Source organism: Thioclava sp. ISO4 (assembly GCF_058105145.1).
Map to the genome: position 1 here is coordinate 2252847 of NZ_CM176571.1, position 15349 is coordinate 2268195.

General features: G+C 64.2%; 16 protein-coding genes and 2 riboswitches. Of the genes, 2 read left to right on the forward strand and 14 right to left on the reverse strand.

Features of this window, described 5'->3' with window-relative positions:
* Positions 1–77 precede the first annotated feature (77 nt).
* Genes AC2TZ7_RS11095 through AC2TZ7_RS11115 form a run of 5 tightly spaced genes read right to left on the reverse strand, consistent with a single transcriptional unit; the run spans position 78 to position 4333 of the window.
* Positions 78–1046, reverse strand: coding sequence for a 5-oxoprolinase subunit C family protein (locus tag AC2TZ7_RS11095; RefSeq protein WP_489864264.1), 969 nt, complete (start codon positions 1044–1046; stop codon positions 78–80).
* Positions 1036–1911 (reverse strand): 5-oxoprolinase subunit B family protein, encoded by an 876-nt coding sequence (locus tag AC2TZ7_RS11100; RefSeq protein ID WP_078540024.1) that lies wholly within the window; start codon positions 1909–1911, stop codon positions 1036–1038. The genes AC2TZ7_RS11095 and AC2TZ7_RS11100 overlap by 11 nt, the downstream gene beginning before the upstream one ends.
* A gap of 9 nt (positions 1912–1920) precedes the next feature.
* On the reverse strand, positions 1921–3294 hold the full coding sequence (locus AC2TZ7_RS11105) for an acetyl-CoA carboxylase biotin carboxylase subunit (RefSeq protein ID WP_489864265.1): 1374 nt from the start codon (positions 3292–3294) through the stop codon (positions 1921–1923).
* A 4-nt stretch (positions 3295–3298) separates the two neighbouring features.
* A complete protein-coding gene (locus AC2TZ7_RS11110; RefSeq protein ID WP_078540022.1) occupies positions 3299–3532 on the reverse strand; it encodes an acetyl-CoA carboxylase in 234 nt (77 codons plus the stop codon).
* Positions 3533–3544: 12 nt separating this feature from the next.
* Positions 3545–4333, reverse strand: coding sequence for a 5-oxoprolinase subunit PxpA (locus AC2TZ7_RS11115; RefSeq protein WP_489864266.1), 789 nt, complete (start codon positions 4331–4333; stop codon positions 3545–3547).
* Between the two features lie 225 nt (positions 4334–4558).
* Here AC2TZ7_RS11115 and AC2TZ7_RS11120 point away from each other — a divergent pair, with 225 nt between their 5' ends.
* Positions 4559–5464 carry a LysR family transcriptional regulator gene (locus tag AC2TZ7_RS11120; RefSeq protein ID WP_078545613.1) on the forward strand — a complete coding sequence of 302 codons (906 nt, stop codon included), beginning with the start codon at positions 4559–4561 and terminating at the stop codon, positions 5462–5464.
* 214 nt (positions 5465–5678) lie between these two features.
* A complete protein-coding gene (locus tag AC2TZ7_RS11125; protein WP_489864267.1) occupies positions 5679–6197 on the forward strand; it encodes a hypothetical protein in 519 nt (172 codons plus the stop codon).
* A 79-nt stretch (positions 6198–6276) separates the two neighbouring features.
* Here AC2TZ7_RS11125 and nrdF read toward each other — a convergent pair whose 3' ends face one another.
* The 9 genes from nrdF to AC2TZ7_RS11170 all read right to left on the reverse strand — a co-directional run bounded on the left by nrdF (position 6277) and on the right by AC2TZ7_RS11170 (position 15326).
* Entirely contained in the window at positions 6277–7266 is a 990-nt protein-coding gene (nrdF, locus tag AC2TZ7_RS11130) for a class 1b ribonucleoside-diphosphate reductase subunit beta (protein ID WP_489864268.1), read from the reverse strand.
* 8 nt (positions 7267–7274) lie between these two features.
* Complete coding sequence (gene nrdE / locus AC2TZ7_RS11135; RefSeq protein WP_489864269.1) at positions 7275–9434, reverse strand: class 1b ribonucleoside-diphosphate reductase subunit alpha; 2160 nt, start codon at positions 9432–9434, stop codon at positions 7275–7277.
* On the reverse strand, positions 9416–9838 hold the full coding sequence (gene nrdI / locus AC2TZ7_RS11140) for a class Ib ribonucleoside-diphosphate reductase assembly flavoprotein NrdI (RefSeq protein ID WP_489864270.1): 423 nt from the start codon (positions 9836–9838) through the stop codon (positions 9416–9418). The genes nrdE and nrdI overlap by 19 nt, the downstream gene beginning before the upstream one ends.
* A 15-nt stretch (positions 9839–9853) precedes the next feature.
* A complete protein-coding gene (gene nrdH, locus AC2TZ7_RS11145; RefSeq protein WP_489864271.1) occupies positions 9854–10075 on the reverse strand; it encodes a glutaredoxin-like protein NrdH in 222 nt (73 codons plus the stop codon).
* A 95-nt stretch (positions 10076–10170) separates the two neighbouring features.
* Positions 10171–10365, reverse strand: a riboswitch (cobalamin riboswitch).
* Positions 10366–10442: 77 nt separating this feature from the next.
* Positions 10443–11492, reverse strand: a complete 1050-nt coding sequence (locus tag AC2TZ7_RS11150; protein WP_489864272.1) for a homocysteine S-methyltransferase family protein — start codon at positions 11490–11492, stop codon at positions 10443–10445.
* 131 nt (positions 11493–11623) lie between these two features.
* The gene (locus tag AC2TZ7_RS11155) at positions 11624–11929 is read right to left on the reverse strand and encodes a hypothetical protein (protein WP_489864273.1); all 306 of its coding nucleotides are present in this window, start codon (positions 11927–11929) and stop codon (positions 11624–11626) included.
* Positions 11930–12055: 126 nt separating this feature from the next.
* A riboswitch (cobalamin riboswitch) is annotated at positions 12056–12258 on the reverse strand.
* Between the two features lie 172 nt (positions 12259–12430).
* Positions 12431–13552, reverse strand: coding sequence for an ABC transporter ATP-binding protein (locus AC2TZ7_RS11160; RefSeq protein WP_489864274.1), 1122 nt, complete (start codon positions 13550–13552; stop codon positions 12431–12433).
* 2 nt (positions 13553–13554) lie between these two features.
* A complete protein-coding gene (locus tag AC2TZ7_RS11165; RefSeq protein WP_098410784.1) occupies positions 13555–14448 on the reverse strand; it encodes a carbohydrate ABC transporter permease in 894 nt (297 codons plus the stop codon).
* On the reverse strand, positions 14445–15326 hold the full coding sequence (locus tag AC2TZ7_RS11170) for a carbohydrate ABC transporter permease (RefSeq protein WP_098410785.1): 882 nt from the start codon (positions 15324–15326) through the stop codon (positions 14445–14447). Before AC2TZ7_RS11170 ends, AC2TZ7_RS11165 begins: the two co-directional genes overlap by 4 nt.
* Positions 15327–15349 lie beyond the last annotated feature (23 nt).

Consider the following 15349-nt stretch of genomic DNA (forward strand, 5'->3'; position numbering starts at 1 on the left):
AGAGACCTCTCTGTTGCTTGGTTTGATCGCGGGTTGTCCCCGCTTGTGGAATAGCTTCGGCGCGGGGCGCCCGGGATTTACCCGAGCGCGGCGCGGATCTTGTCGAGCCGTTCGCGGCGTGCGGTGCGCGCGGCCAGTGCCTGTTCCATGGTCACTTCGACGAAGCGCACCTTGGTGTTGGGTTGCAGCTGCCCGATCAGGTCCATATCGGCCGAGATCACCGCGCCGAGGGTGAAGTAGCCCCCGCCCGAGACCGCGTCGCGATGGAGCACGATGGGCTCCTGTCCGCCCGGCACCTGGATCGAGCCGTAGGAATAACAGCCATCGACGATGTTCGACGGGTCGGAGCCCGCGCCGAAGGGCTGTTCACGCTCGACGAATTCCATCGGCGCGCCACCGCGGAAGCGATAGCCCATCCGGTCTGCCTCGGGGGCGACGGTCCACTCGTCGGCGAAGAACTGCGCCTGCGACGCCGGGGTCAGCCGGTGCCAGTAGAGGCCCGGGAGAACCCGCAGGCTGACCGGCGTCTCGACCGGGGCGAGCAGCGCCTTGTCGAGCGTGCGCTCGGTCATGTCCTTGGATTTGCCGACCGGGATCACGTCGTCTGCCGCAATGGCGCGGCCGTCGACCCCGCCAAGTGCGCCGATCGGATAGGTCGAGCGCGAGCCGAGCGCGCTCGGCGTGTCGATCCCGCCGCCGAAGGCGATGTAGATGCGTGCGCCGGATTTCAGGAAACCGAAGCTCAGCGTCTGACCGGCCTTCACGACGAAGGAGGACCAGTTCTCGCGCGGCTCGCCATCGACCATGATCGGCATCTCGCCACCGGTGACGGCCACGAGCGTGTCATCCTCGAACGTCAGTTCCGGGCCCATGAAGACGGCTTCCAGACCGGCCTCGGCCTCGTCATTGCCGACCAGCATGTTGGCGACCCGCATCGCGAAGCGATCCATCGCGCCGCCTTCGGGAATGCCGAGATGGAAATAGCCCGGACGACCAAGATCCTGGATCGTCGTCGACAGGCCGGGTTTGACAACCTTAAACGCCATTGAGGGCCTCCATCAGTTTCGCATTGGTGCCCGCCATATCGGCGTTGAACGCTTCGAGATCGAAGGTCACTTCGGCAATGCGGGGGGTATAGGTGCCGTCTTTCACGGCGGCCTCGATCCGGTCGAACTCGGCGCGGTCGATCGGTTTCCACTTCACGATGTCGCCGGGTTTGAAGAAGACCATGAAGTCTTGCAGATAGGAGACGGTCTGGGTCGGATCGAAAATCGTCATCGGGGTGATGCCGAACATCTGGTAGCCGCCCGCGCCGCGCACCGAGTAGATGCAGCCGAAGCAGCCGCCGATACCGACCGTGTGCTTGGGCGTATCGGTCCGGGGGCGCAGGTATTTCGGCACCTCGATCTGCTTCTCGCGCTCGACGAGCTGGTAAAGGAAGGGCAAGCCCGCCACGAAACCCACCATCGAGACGAACCACGGCTGCGAGTGATAGGCCTCGATGAAGGCTTCCACGCTGTCATAACCGTTGATCCGCGCGGCATATTCGAGATCGGTTGCCTCCGGGTCCTGATGGCGTTCGCGGAACCGCATCAGGGTCTCGTGGGTCCAGGGGTCCTGGAAATAGACCGGGACCTCGACGATCCTCGTGTCGAGGCGCTTCTCGCCGGCCTCGGCCTTGTGCTCGAGCTCCTTGATCCGCGCCATCATCTCGTCGGGCGAGATCACGTCGGGGTTGAAGCGCACTTCAAAACTGGCATTGGCGGGGCAGATCTCGGTCACACCGGGAATGTTCGCCTCGGCCACGGCGTTGCGCAGCGACAGTGCTACGAAGAAGGCTTCGAGCGACATCTCCTCGTCGACCTCGACATAGACGTGCTCGTCGCCGCCAAAGGAATACCTTGTCTTCATGGGGATCTCCTATGCTGCGTCGGTTGCGGTGAGGTTGCCGGCATCGAGCCACGGCTCGAGCCATTGCGTATGGAAGTCGCCGGCGCGCACGCCCGGATCGGCGGCAAGCGCCAGATGCAGGGGCGTGGTGGTCTTCAGACCGCCGATTTCCAGGTCTTTCAGCGTCTCGGCCATCAGGTCGATCGCGGCCTCGCGGGTCGGCGCATGCACGATCATCTTGCCCAGAAGCGAGTCGTAGAAGGGCGGGATCTGATAGCCCTCATAGAGGAAGTGATCGAAGCGCAGCCCGTTGCCTTCGGGGATCGACAGCGAGGCCACCTTGCCGGGGAAGGGCAGGAACTGCATCAGCGGATCCTCGGCATTGAGGCGCACCTCGATCGCATGGCCCGTGCAGGTGATCTGATCTTGCGTGACAGGCAGCGTCTCGCCGCCCGCGATCAGCAGCATCATCGCGACCAGATCGAGCCCGGTGATCATCTCGGTCACGGGATGTTCGACCTGAATGCGGGTGTTCATCTCGATGAAGTAGAATTCATCAGCGGCCGCATCGTAGAGATATTCGATCGTGCCCGCGCCGCGATAGTTCACGGCTTCGGCCAGCGCGACCGCCGCGTTGCACATCGCCTCGCGCGTGGCGTCCGGCAGGCCGAAAGCGGGGGCTTCTTCCCAGACCTTCTGGCGGCGGCGCTGCAGCGAGCATTCGCGCTCGTAGCAATGGACCGCGGCCCCCGTGCCGTCACCGAGGATCTGCACCTCGATATGGCGCGGATTGACGATCACCTTCTCCAGATAGAGGCCACCGTCGCCGAAAGCCGCTTCGGCCTCGGCGCGGGCCTGCGGGGCGAGACGGGCCAGCTCGGCCGCGTCCTGCGCGATCCGGATGCCGCGCCCACCGCCACCGGCGGCGGCCTTGATCATCACCGGGTAGCCGATCTCGTCCGCCACGCTCAGCGCCTCGTCGGCCGTGATGCGCCCGTCAGAGCCGGGCACCGTCGGCACGCCCGCCTCTTTTGCGGCGATCCGGGCGGCGACCTTGTCGCCCATCCGCTCGATCGTCTCGGCCTTGGGGCCGACGAAGATCATCCCGGCGTCTTCCACGGCGCGGGCGAAATCGGCGTTCTCGGCGAGAAACCCGTAGCCCGGATGGACCGCATCGGCGCCCGCGTCTTTCGCGGCCGCCACGACGGCGGGGATGTTCAGGTAGGATTTCGCAGCCGGGGCGGGCCCGACGCAGACCGCCGCGTCGGCGAGCTTGACCGCCAGCATCTCGGCATCGGCCTCGGAATAGGCCTGCACCGTCTTGATGCCGAGCGATTGCGCAGCGCGGATGATCCGCACGGCGATCTCGCCCCGGTTTGCAATGAAGAGAGTTTCGATCGCCATTGGATCAGCCCATCTTCGCGAGCACATCGCCCGCCGAAACCGGCGTCGCATCCGCCGCGACATAGTCCGAGAAGGTGCCCGCGGCCTCGGCTTTCACCTCGATGAAGGTCTTCATCACCTCGATCAGCCCGATCGTGTCGCCGACCGCGACCGCGTCGCCCGCGGATTTGAACGGCGCCGAATTCGGGTCGGGCTTGTGGTAGAAAGTTCCGGGAAGCGGGGAAACGATATCCGTCATGGCTCTCTCCTGTCAGGTCTTTTCATTTTCAGCGAGAACCATCGCCGCGGGGGCAATGGTAACGCCGTTTTCTTGCAGTGCAGTCTTGATCGCGTGGCCGATTTCCAGCGCACCGGGCGTGTCCGAGTGGAAGCAGATCGACTCGAACTCCACCGTAATCGTCTTTCCGGTGACCGTCTCGACGGTGTTCTCGAGGCAGGCGCGCACGCATTTCGCCGCGAGCTTCTTGGGGTCGGGGGCGGAGACGTGGCGGGCGAAGACGATCGAGCCGCTGTCGTCATAGTCACGGTCGGCATAGAACTCGCGCACGACCGGCTGACCGAGGCGCTTGGCGACCGCGTAGGTCTTCGAGATATCCATGCAGAACAGGATCAGCCCCGGCGCGTAGCGTTGCAGCGTCTCGACCAGATGGCGCGAGAGGTCCTCGTTGCGCGCGGCCTCCATGTAGAGCGCACCGTGCGGTTTGACGTGCTGCAGCGGCACCCCGTAGCGGCGGCCGAATTCGCGCATCGCCCCCACCTGGTAGATGATGTCGTTCACCAGCTCTTCGGAGCTCGCGTTGATGTGGCGGCGCCCGAAGCCTACGAGATCGCGATAGCCGGGATGTGCGCCGAGACCGACGGAATGCTGATGGCAGAGCTTCGCGACCCGGTTCATCTGCATCGGGTCACCGGCGTGAAAACCGTTCGCGACATTGGCCGAGGAGATCAGCGGCATCAGCTGATCATCCGGCGCGCCAGCCATGCCCCAATGGCCGAAGCCTTCTCCGAGGTCACAGTTCAGGTCGATGAGTTTCGGCATGTCTCTTTCCAGATCTCTGTTGCAAGATCAGCTTTCGATAATGTGAACGACATGTAAAATTCTAATATCACCGACAGCTTTATCGTGTTATCCGATAAAGGTGGGTCGCGACGTCAGGCGTAACCCATTGAAAAATAGAACGTTGATTTTGTGCTGAGCAGATTGCGAACGTTGGGTATCTGAAATGACGGGATGCCATTATCGGAAAAACCGAAAGGAGGCGGCATGAACTTCCGTCAGCTCAAGTATTTCGTGGCCACCGCCGAGACCGGTCAGGTCAGCCGGGCGGCGAACGAACTCTCGATTTCGCAGTCCTCGGTGACGACCGCGATCCGAGAGCTTGAGGCCGAGATGGATACCGAGCTTTTCACCCGGACCTCGCACGGGATGGAGCTGACCCAGTCGGGGCGCGAGTTGCTGGGCCTGTCCTACGATATCCTCACCAAGCTCGACGAAGCAGTGAATATCCGCGAGCGCAGCTCCGGCGTCACCGGGCGGGTTCTCGTCGCGACCACCTACACGGTGATCGGGTATTTCCTGCCCTATCATCTGGGGCGGCTGGCGCGGCTGCATCCCAATCTCGATATTCAGCTCCACGAGCTGAACCGCGAGGCGGTGGAGGAAGGGCTGCTGTCGAACCGCTTCGACATCGCGATCGTGCTGACCTCGAACGTGATGAACCCGGAACTGGAGAGCGAGACGCTGATGCGCTCGCCCCGCAGGCTCTGGCTGCCGCAGGGCCATCGGCTGGCGAACCTGCGCAGCGTCGATTTCAAGGAGATCGCCGACGAGGACTATATCATGCTCACCGTCGACGAGGCGGCGAACACGACGATGAAATACTGGAACTTCGGTTCGACCCAGCCGCGCGTGAAGCTGCGCACCTCGTCGATCGAGGCGGTGCGCTCGATCGTGGCGAACGGACAGGGGGTGACCGTGCTCTCCGACATGGTCTATCGGCCCTGGTCTCTCGAGGGCAAACGCATCGTGACGGTCGAAACCGATCCGCCGGTTCCGACGATGGATGTCGGTCTGGCCTGGCGACGCGGGGCCGAGCTGTCTCCGGGCGCCGTCGCGCTCTACGATTATTTCCGGCTGACCTTCGACAGCTCGCTGACGCTGAACAGCTGAGCCAAGGCGATCGAGGGGCCGCGCGTAATCGCGGCTCCGGAAGTTGTTCCTGCCAAACAGAGTGCCGCCCGGTTCCCCGGCATGATCGTGCGCAGGATTTTCGACCTTTGAGCGGGGTTTCTCCGAGCCCGCGAAGGCTCAGGAACGGTCCTCACCCCGCGGTGTTCTCTGTCTGCCGGCCGACGGTCGGCGCATATAATGGAAGGAGAACACTATGACCTACACCATCAAGTCGATCGCCATCGCAGGACTTCTGGCCGGTGCCGCGCCCGTTGCGGCCCTCGCTCAGGCTGACGTCTCGACGGAAACGAACGGCGCCGCATCGGTTGCGGCACAAGGTGCAGGCGCTGAGGTCGGCGCGAGCGCGGATATGGGCGCTTCGGCAGATGCCGGAACCAATGCCGACATGGGTCAAGATGGGTCGGTGACGACCTATGGGCAGCTCATCGCGGGCCTGAAGGCAAACGGAGAAGCCTCCACCGAGCAGTTCGCCGACTATGAAGTGGGCACCGATGGCAATGCCGAGATCGTCGCGCTTTCCGACCTGAAAGGCGCAGGCGCAGAGAACGGCTCCGCCGCGCTCGAAAACGCGATGAGCGCTGACGTGGATGCCGATTACAGCCAGCTTCCCAGCAGCGTCTTCGATGGCACCGGCTACACGGCCGAGGATGTCGCCGCCGCCTATATCGACGCCGACGGCAATCTGGTCGTGGTGGTCGACGGCCAAGCCTGATCGCCTTTGAAACGGATCGTCCCGGAGCCCCCTGTCGCACGCGGCAGGGGGCTTTCGCATTTCTGTGGCAGGCGCGCTCTTAGAACGCCCAGTCCTCATCCTCGGTCGCGACGGCCTTGCCGATCACGTAGCTCGACCCCGAGCCCGAGAAGAAATCGTGGTTCTCGTCCGATCCGGGCGAGAGGGCGGCGAGGATCGCTGGGTTCACGCGGGTGGCCTCGTCAGGGAACAGCGCCTCGTAGCCGAGGTTCTGCAGCGCCTTGTTGGCGTTGTAATGCAGGAAGTGCTTCACATCCTCGGTCAGACCCAGACCGTCATAGAGCTGCTCGGTATAGCGGCCCTCGATGTCATAGAGGTCGAACATCAGCGAGAAGGCGAAATCCTTGATCTCGGCGCGCTCGGGCTCGCTCACCCGCTCCAGCGCGCGCTGGAACTTGTAGCCGATGTAATAGCCGTGGATCGCCTCGTCGCGGATGATCAGGCGGATCAGGTCGGCGGTGTTGGTCAGGCGCGCGCGGCTCGACCAGTGCATCGGCAGGTAGAAGCCCGAATAGAACAGGAAGCTCTCGAGGAAGACGCTCGCCACCTTGCGCTTCAGCGGGCTCGCCGTCGCGTCGTATTCGTCGAGGATCAGCCGCGATTTCGCCTGCAGATGCGGGTTTTCCTGCGACCAGCGGAAAGCCTCGTCGACCTCTGCGGTGTTGCACAGTGTCGAGAAGACAGACGAATAGCTGCGCGCGTGCACCGCCTCCATGAAGGCGATGTTCGACAGCACGGCTTCCTCATGGGGCGTCGCGGCATCGGCCATCAGCGCGGGCGCGCCGACCGTGTTCTGGATCGTGTCCAGAAGCGTCAGCCCGGTGAAGACCCGGATCGTGAGGGTCTGTTCGTCCTCGGTCAGTTGCGACCAGCTTTGAATGTCGTTCGACAGCGGCACCTTCTCGGGCAGCCAGAAATTCGACGTGAGCCGGTTCCAGACTTCGAGATCCTTGTCGTCCTGAAGGCGGTTCCAGTTGACGGCGCGCGGAACGGGCCGGGGTACGGGGCGGGGCGTGTGCAGATCTTTCATGGCGGGCCTCACAGGGAACAGGAAACGCAGCCCTGCACCTCGGTCCCCTCAAGGGCCGCTTGGCGCAGGCGGATGTAGTAGATGGTCTTGATGCCGCGCCGCCATGCATAGATCTGGGCGCGGTTGATGTCGCGGGTCGTGGCCTCGGCGGGGAAGAACAGCGTCAGCGACAGGCCCTGATCGACATGCTCGGTCGCCGCCGCATAGGTGTCGATGATCGCCTCGGGGCCGATCTGATAGGCGTCGCGGTAGAACTCGAGATTGTCGTTCGTCATGTAGGGCGCGGGGTAATAGACCCGGCCGATCTTGCCTTCCTTGCGGATCTCGATCTTCGCGGTGATCGGGTGGATCGAGGCGGTGGCGTTGTTGATATAGCTGATCGAGCCGGTGGGCGGCACGGCTTGCAGGTTGCGGTTCCACAGGCCGGTTTCCATCACCCGGTCGCGCAGGGCGGCCCAGTCGGCGCGCGAGGGCAGGGTGATCCCGAAGCGCTCGAACAGGGCCACCACGGCCTCACTCTCAGGCTGCCAGTCGCGGGTGACGTATTTCTCGAAGAAGCTGCCATCGGCATAGGCAGACGCCTCGAACCCCTTGAAACTGCGCCCGTGCTCGGCGGCCAGCCGGTTCGATTCCGCCAACGCGTGATAGGCCACGGCGGCGAAATAGACGGAGGTGAACTCGATCCCCTCGGGGCTGCCGTAATGAATGCGCTCGCGGGCGAGGAAGCCGTGCAGGTTCATCTGGCCCAGACCGATCGCGTGGCTTTCCTCGTTGCCTTTGCGGATCGACGGGACGGCGTTGATCGCGCTCATCTCCGACACCGCCGAGAGCGCGCGGATCGCGGCCCCGACGCTCGCGCCCAGATCTCCGCCATCCATCACCTTGGCGATGTTGAGCGAGCCCAGATTGCACGAGATGTCCGTGCCCATCCGCGCGTAGCCCAGATCCTCGTCAAACTCGGAGGGTTCGGCCACCTGCAGAATCTCCGAGCACAGGTTCGACATGGTGATCCGGCCCGCGATCGGGTTGGCGCGGTTCACCGTGTCCTCGAACATGATGTAGGGATAGCCGCTCTCGAACTGGATTTCGGCCAGTGTCTGGAAGAAGGCGCGGGCATTGATCTTGCGTTTGCGGATGCGCGCGTCGTCGACCATCTCGTGATACTTCTCGGTGACCGAAATCTCCGAGAAGGCGCAGCCATAGACCCGCTCCACGTCATGGGGCGAGAAGAGATACATCTCCTCGTTCTTCTTCGCGAGCTCGAAGGTGATGTCGGGGATCACCACGCCGAGGCTCAGCGTCTTGATCCGGATCTTCTCGTCGGCATTCTCGCGCTTGGTGTCGAGGAAGCGCAGGATGTCGGGGTGATGGGCGTGCAGATAGACCGCGCCCGCGCCCTGCCGCGCGCCCAGCTGGTTGGCATAGCTGAAACTGTCTTCGAGCAGTTTCATCACCGGGATCACGCCCGAGGACTGGTTCTCGATCCCTTTGATCGGCGCGCCATATTCGCGGATATTGGTCAGCATCAGGGCCACGCCGCCGCCGCGTTTGGACAGTTGCAGCGCCGAGTTGATGCCGCGCCCGATGCTTTCCATGTTGTCTTCCAGCCGCAGCAGGAAACAGGAGACGAACTCGCCCCGTGCTGTCTTGCCCGAATTGAGGAAGGTGGGCGTCGCTGGCTGGAAGCGGCCTGCCAGCATCTCTTCCATCAGCCGCATCGCGAGCGTCTCGTCGCCGCGCGCCAGCGTCAGCGCCACCATCACCACCCGGTCCTCGTAGCGCTCGAGATAGCGCTGCCCGTCGCGGGTCTTCAACGTGTAGGAGGTGTAATATTTGAACGCGCCGAGGAAGGTCGGAAAGCGGAACTTGGCGGCAAAGGCCGCCTCCCAGATCGCGCGCTGGAAGTTGCGCGAATACTGATCGAGCACGGCGGCGTCGTAATAGCCTTCCTCCACCAGATAGCCGAGCTTTTCATCCAGCGAATGGAAGAACACCGTGTTCTGATTCACATGGCGCAGGAAATATTGCCGCGCCGCCATCCGGTCGGCGTCGAAGCGGATATTGCCCTCCGCGTCATAGAGATTGAGCATCGCGTTGAGCGCGTGGTGATCAAGCCCCGCGAATTCCGAGGCCGCGGCCCCGCTCGGTGTCACGTCGCTATCGAGCATTCCTGCCTCCAGAAGGTTTCGAGACCCGCGCGCACGCGGTCGATGTCACTGTCCGTGCCCGCCAGTTCGAACCGGTAGAGCACGGGGATATTGCACTTGCGCGCCAGCAGATCGCCCGCGCAGGCGAAGAGCGCGCCGAAATTGCGATTGCCGCTGGCGATCACGCCGCGCAGACCCACGCGGCGGGTGGGATTGTTGAGAAAGGCGATGACCGGTTTCGCGACCGCGCCGCGCCCCTTGCCGTCGGCATAGCTCGGGCAGATCAGGACGTAGGGGCCGGGCGGGCTTGGCATTTCTGCTTCCGCCGAGACGGGTAAGCGCAGCGCGGGCAGGCCCAGCCGCTCCACGAAGCGCTGCGTGTTGCCCGATGCCGAGGAGTAATAGATCAGCCGTGCCTGTCCCATGATCCGGGCCCGCGCTCAGCTGAGCTGTCCGATCATGTCGGGCCGGAAGCCCGCCCAGTGATTTTCGCCCGCGATCACGACCGGCGCCTGCCGGTAGCCGAGATCCTGCACCATCTCCATCGCGGCGGCGTCCTCGGTGAGGTCGATCACGTCATAGGAGATCCCCTTGGCATCGAGCGCGCGGGTCGTCGCGGTGCATTGCACGCAGGCCGGTTTCGAATAGACGGTGATGGTCATGTTCTGTCCCTTTGTTTGCTGTCGGCAGCGCGGGACAAGGCTCGTGGGCAAGGTGCCGCAGCACATAGCCACGCGCCCGGGCCCTCCGCCGCGGTCGTCGTCTATCTGCTCTGGCAGGTCTCCTGGCTCGCGGCTCGAGCGCCTCGGGGTCCGTCTTCCCGGCGCATCGCACCAGTGACATTCGGACCTAAGGCTCGCCGCTTACAGTTGCGGGGGCAGCGCCGGAATCTCACCGGCTTCCCTCTTCGCCTGCGGAGTGACTCGCAGGAACCAAAGCAACATCATATTGGGATGCAGGGTGTAGTGGTGTCAATATATAGATTGCCCTGCCGCACGAAACTCTCGCGCGACAGGAGCGTGTCTTGCCTCAGGCGCCGTCGCCAAGCGCACGGATATGCGCCGGGAGGCGGGCGCTCTGGCCATACATGAAGTGGTTTTCCATGCGTTCCGAGAAGCGGCTGGCCTCGGTCTCGCGCCCCACGGCCTCGGCCATTTCGCGGATATGCATCGGGCTCGCCCCGCAGCACACGCCGAGATAATTCACCCCGATCGCCTGCGCCTCACGCGCGAAGGCGCCGATCTCGTAGCGGTTGCACGCCAGCGGATCGAGCGCGGTCGGGAAGGTCCGGCCATGCGGCGAGGGGCAGGTGCAGCCGTTGTGATCGGACAGGTTGAAGAAGGTGGGCTCCTCCTTCGTGGTCCGGTAGGGCACGGGCAGGGCGCCGACATGGCAACTCACCGCCGCGCGCACCTTGCGCAGCCACGGCATCATCGTCTGCGGCCCGCGGAAGCAGTTCAGCCCGACGACATCGGCGCCCGCCTGTTCGAGCTGCTGGCAGGTTTCGACGATGCCGACCCCGTCCATCATCTCATTGGCCGCCATCGGCGCCAGCGTCAGCACCACCGGCAGTCCCGACGCCTTCGCGGCCTCCAGCGCACACAGCGCCTCGCCCGCATAGTAGAAGGTCTCGCCGATGAGGATATCCGCGCCTTCCTCGACCGCCCAGCCGACCATCTCGTCGAACATCGCACGCACCTCGGCCTGCCGCGCCGGATCGGCTGGATCCCAGATGTTCGTGTTCGAGATATTGCCCGCCATAAGGTTGCCGGTCTTCGCATCGGCGACCTCGCGGGCGATCTTCAGCGCCGCACGGTTGAGCGGCTCCAGCAGGTCTTCCTTGCCGATCACGCGCATCTTCTCGCGGTGGCCGTTATAGGTGAAGGCCTCGACGATATCGCTGCCGGCGCGCTGGAAATCGACATGCAGATTGCGCAGCGCCTGCGGGTATTCCAGCGCCACCTCGGGCACGAATTCCCCGGCGGTCAGATAGCCGCGCCGTTCCAGTTCGAACAGGAAGCCCTCGGCGCAGATCACCGGGCGCGCGTCGAGCAGACGGGTCAGTTTGTTGTCATTCATGGAGAGATCCTCTCAGTTCATCCATGACCATCGTTTGGAGTGCCGAGCCTCACAGGGAACGGGGCTGCCGTTCCCTGCTGCAATGGTCCTCGGCCGGGCCGCAGGATGCGACCGCAAGACGAAAAACAGGCTCAGAGGCCGCGCCGGGCGCGTGCCCCGCCGCGCCGGAGCGGCGGGGGCATCTCGATCGGCAGGGCGAAAGGCTGCGGGCTCAGGGAGTCCAGCAGCAACTCGCAGAACACCGCGACGGCAGGCGAGGCTGCGCCGAACGGATAGGCCTGCGTATGGGCGATGATCGCCGCCTTCGCATAGGGCATGTCGCCCGGCAGTCCGCCGAGCCATTCCATGTAGCCCAGCGTGCCCAGCTCACGCGCACGCAGCGGCGAGATCGGTCCTATATCGAGTTGTAAGAGTGAAAGCGTTCGTTCCAAAAGCATCGCGCCCTCCGCGCAAAAGGGCGGAAGTGGTCGCGGCACGGCGATATGCGAGGTCCGATCTGGTCCATCTCTCGTCTCTCCGTCCCAAGGCACCCCGCCCGGGTTTAAGGTGACCGAGATGCGCGCGGGCGCGCATCCGAGATGGCAGGTCTCCTGACTCGCGGGTCGTGGCTTCACCGGACCTTCCCAACCTTTGCAGGTCAGTGGCGTTTCCGGTGGCGCTCGCCGCTTACAGTTGCGGGGGCAGTCACGGAGTTGGGCATCGCCCGCACCGTGTTCCCTTTTCAGCCGACCCTTTGGGGCCGGACACCATCCCGGATTTGATCGCAGGAAAATCCGGCCCTGTCCAGATCGGATTGGGGGAGAGACGAAGATGCAGATGTGGCGGCGCTGGTGTCGGTCGGGAGGGGGCTTGAGCTTGCCCGCAAACAGAGCGCGCCCGTCTCCAACCCGCGGCCGGACAAGAGGCCCGGCGATGTCCCGCGTTTCCGCCGTACAGCCTTACAGCCGCAGGCCGGTCTCGGCATCGAAGACCTTGGCCTTACCCATATCGACCTCGAAGCTGAACGGAGCGCCCGGGGGCAGGGCGTCTTCCGGGCGGACCCGGGCGATCACCTCGGTCTCGCCAAGGGCGAAGACGATCATCGTGTCGGGGCCCGTCGGCTCGACCAGATCGACCGGGCGTTCGAAGACGAAACGGTCGGGGCCGGGCAATTCGGTCCCGGCCATGAAGATCGCCTCGGGCCGGAGCCCCAGAACGACCTTGTGCCCGTCGGGGGCTGTGACCCGCTCGGTGAACCGCGCGGGCAGGGGGAAGCGAAGCGCCCCCGCCGTGCCCTCGGCCACCTCCACCGACAGCGCGCCCGTCTGCCCATCGCGCCGCAGGGCGCCGGGCAGCATGTTCATCGACGGCGACCCCATGAAGCTCGCGACGAAGAGGTCCACCGGATCGTCGTAGATCTCTCCGGGTTCGGCGACCTGACGGATATGGCCGTTATCCATCACCGCGATCCGGGTCGCCAGCGTCATCGCCTCGATCTGGTCGTGGGTGACATAGACGACGGTCTTGCCGAGCCGCTGGTGCAGCTTCTTGATCTCGGTGCGCATCTCGATCCGCAGCTTGGCGTCGAGGTTCGAAAGGGGCTCGTCGAACAGGAAGACCTCGGGCTTGCGCACCAGCGCGCGGCCCATCGCGACGCGCTGGCGCTGGCCGCCCGAAAGCTGACCGGGCTTGCGGTCCAGATAGGGATGGATCTGCAGAAGCGTGCTGAACTCCTCGACCGCGGTGGCCTGTTCGGCGCGCGGGACGTGGCGAGTCTGCATCCCGAAGGTGATGTTCTCGCGCACCGTCTTGGTCGGATAGAGCGCGTAGGACTGGAACACCATCGCGATGTCGCGGTCGCGCGGCGGGGTGTCGTCCACCAGCCGCCCGGCGATCTCGATATGGCCGTCGCTCAGCGTCTCGAGTCCGGCGATCAGGTTGAGCAGGGTGGACTTGCCGCAGCCCGAAGGCCCGACGAGGACGATGAATTCGCCCGCCTCGATCTCGAGGTCGATGCCCTTGATCACCTCGTTCGTCCCGAAGCGTTTGCGCACGCCCTGAAGGGAAATTCCCGCTGCCATTGCTACCCTTTCACCGCTCCGGCCGAGAGCCCGCGCACGAACCAGGCTCCGGCGACGACATAAACCGCCAGCGTCGGCAGCGCCGCGATGATCGCCGCGGCCATGTCGACATTGTATTCCTTCACCCCCGTCGAGGTGTTCACCACGTTGTTGAGCGCCACCGTCACCGGGTTGCTGTCCCCGATGGTGAAGGCCACGCCGAACAGGAAGTCGTTCCAGATCTGGGTGAACTGCCAGATCACGGTGACGACGATGGCAGGCAGCGACATTGGCAGCACGAGCCGGAAGAAGATGCCGAAGAAGCCCGCCCCGTCGACCTTCGCCGCCTGAATGATGCCGCTGGAAACCCCGATGAAGAAGTTGCGAAAGAACAGTGTGGTGAAGGCGAGGCCATAGACCGTGTGCACGAGGATCAGCCCCGGGATCGTGCCCGCAAGGCCAAGCTGGCCCAGCACCCGCGCCATCGGCAGCAAGATCACCTGAAACGGGATGAAGGCGCCGAACAGCATCAACGCGAAGATCGTGTCGGCGCCGCGAAAGCGCCATTTGGTCAGCGCGTAACCGTTCAGCGCCCCCAGTATCGTCGAGATCGCCACCGCCGGCACGGTCATCATCACCGAGTTCCAGACATAGGGCGCGAGCCCATTGCAGCGCACGCCCACGCAGGCGCCGTTCCACGCCTTCTCCCAGGCGCTGAAGTCGAACTCTTTCGGCAGGCTGATCAGCGAGCCTTCCCGGATTTCGGCCAGCGATTTCAGCGAGGTCGAGATCATCACCAGAAGCGGGATCAGGTAGTAGATGCAGAACACCCCGAGCACGGCGAACAGTACGGCGCGCATCAGGCTGTGATGCAGCCCCCGGCGCTGGACGATCCCGCTTTTGCTCCGCCCGCTCATCCGCTTGTCTTCCTCAGTTCCGAGTAGAGATAGGGCACGATGATCGCTATGACCGTCATCAGCATCATCGTGGCGCTCGCCGCCGCCACGCCCAGCTCGCTGCGCTGGAAGGCGAAGGAATACATGAAGGTGGCGGGCATGTCGGTGGCATAGCCCGGCCCCCCGCCGGTCAGCGCGATCACCAGATCGAAGCTCTTGATCGCGAGATGGGCGAGGATGATGACGGTGGACAGGAACACCGGCCGCAGCATCGGCAGCACGATGCCGGTATAGGTGCGCCACAGCCCCGCGCCGTCGATCGCCGCCGCTTTCAGGACCTCGTCATCGACCGAGCGGAGCCCGGCCAGAAACAGCGCCATCGCGTAGCCGGAGCTTTGCCAGACGGCCGCGATCACCACCGTGTAGATCGCGTAATGAGAGTTCACCAGCCAGTCGAAACTGAAATTCTCGAAGCCCGCCTGATGCATCAGCCGCTCCAGCCCGAGGCCGGGGTTCAGCATCCATTTCCAGACCGTGCCGGTGACGATGAAACTGAGCGCCATCGGGTAGAGGTAGATCGTGCGGATCACCCCCTCGATGCGCACTTTTTGGTCGAGCAGGATCGCCAGAAGGATGCCGATCGCCATCGAGATCGAGATGAACAGGCCCGAGAAGACGAAGAGGTTGCGGATCGCCACATACCAGCGTGGCGTCTCCCAGAGCCGGACATATTGGCTCACACCGTCGAATTGGTAGTTGGGCATCACCCCCGACCGGGTCAGCGAGATATAGGCTGTCCAGAGTATGAAGCCGTAAACGAAGAACAGGCTCGCCGCGAAAAGCGGCGAGACCACGATCGCGGGCAGGCGCCGTTCCAGCGCCCGCCCGAACCTTGCCATGGGCCCCGTGCCTCCGGGCATTG

What these genes read in the sequence shown, in the direction of transcription:
- AC2TZ7_RS11095 (WP_489864264.1), bottom strand. Translation starts at nt 1,046, where the DNA reads ATGGCGTTTAAGGTTGTCAAACCCGGCCTGTCGACGACGATCCAGGAT.
- AC2TZ7_RS11100 (WP_078540024.1), bottom strand. Translation starts at nt 1,911, where the DNA reads ATGAAGACAAGGTATTCCTTTGGCGGCGACGAGCACGTCTATGTCGAG.
- AC2TZ7_RS11105 (WP_489864265.1), bottom strand. Translation starts at nt 3,294, where the DNA reads ATGGCGATCGAAACTCTCTTCATTGCAAACCGGGGCGAGATCGCCGTG.
- AC2TZ7_RS11110 (WP_078540022.1), bottom strand. Translation starts at nt 3,532, where the DNA reads ATGACGGATATCGTTTCCCCGCTTCCCGGAACTTTCTACCACAAGCCC.
- AC2TZ7_RS11115 (WP_489864266.1), bottom strand. Translation starts at nt 4,333, where the DNA reads ATGCCGAAACTCATCGACCTGAACTGTGACCTCGGAGAAGGCTTCGGC.
- AC2TZ7_RS11120 (WP_078545613.1), top strand. Translation starts at nt 4,559, where the DNA reads ATGAACTTCCGTCAGCTCAAGTATTTCGTGGCCACCGCCGAGACCGGT.
- AC2TZ7_RS11125 (WP_489864267.1), top strand. Translation starts at nt 5,679, where the DNA reads ATGACCTACACCATCAAGTCGATCGCCATCGCAGGACTTCTGGCCGGT.
- nrdF (WP_489864268.1), bottom strand. Translation starts at nt 7,266, where the DNA reads ATGAAAGATCTGCACACGCCCCGCCCCGTACCCCGGCCCGTTCCGCGC.
- nrdE (WP_489864269.1), bottom strand. Translation starts at nt 9,434, where the DNA reads ATGCTCGATAGCGACGTGACACCGAGCGGGGCCGCGGCCTCGGAATTC.
- nrdI (WP_489864270.1), bottom strand. Translation starts at nt 9,838, where the DNA reads ATGGGACAGGCACGGCTGATCTATTACTCCTCGGCATCGGGCAACACG.
- nrdH (WP_489864271.1), bottom strand. Translation starts at nt 10,075, where the DNA reads ATGACCATCACCGTCTATTCGAAACCGGCCTGCGTGCAATGCACCGCG.
- AC2TZ7_RS11150 (WP_489864272.1), bottom strand. Translation starts at nt 11,492, where the DNA reads ATGAATGACAACAAACTGACCCGTCTGCTCGACGCGCGCCCGGTGATC.
- AC2TZ7_RS11155 (WP_489864273.1), bottom strand. Translation starts at nt 11,929, where the DNA reads ATGCTTTTGGAACGAACGCTTTCACTCTTACAACTCGATATAGGACCG.
- AC2TZ7_RS11160 (WP_489864274.1), bottom strand. Translation starts at nt 13,552, where the DNA reads ATGGCAGCGGGAATTTCCCTTCAGGGCGTGCGCAAACGCTTCGGGACG.
- AC2TZ7_RS11165 (WP_098410784.1), bottom strand. Translation starts at nt 14,448, where the DNA reads ATGAGCGGGCGGAGCAAAAGCGGGATCGTCCAGCGCCGGGGGCTGCAT.
- AC2TZ7_RS11170 (WP_098410785.1), bottom strand. Translation starts at nt 15,326, where the DNA reads ATGGCAAGGTTCGGGCGGGCGCTGGAACGGCGCCTGCCCGCGATCGTG.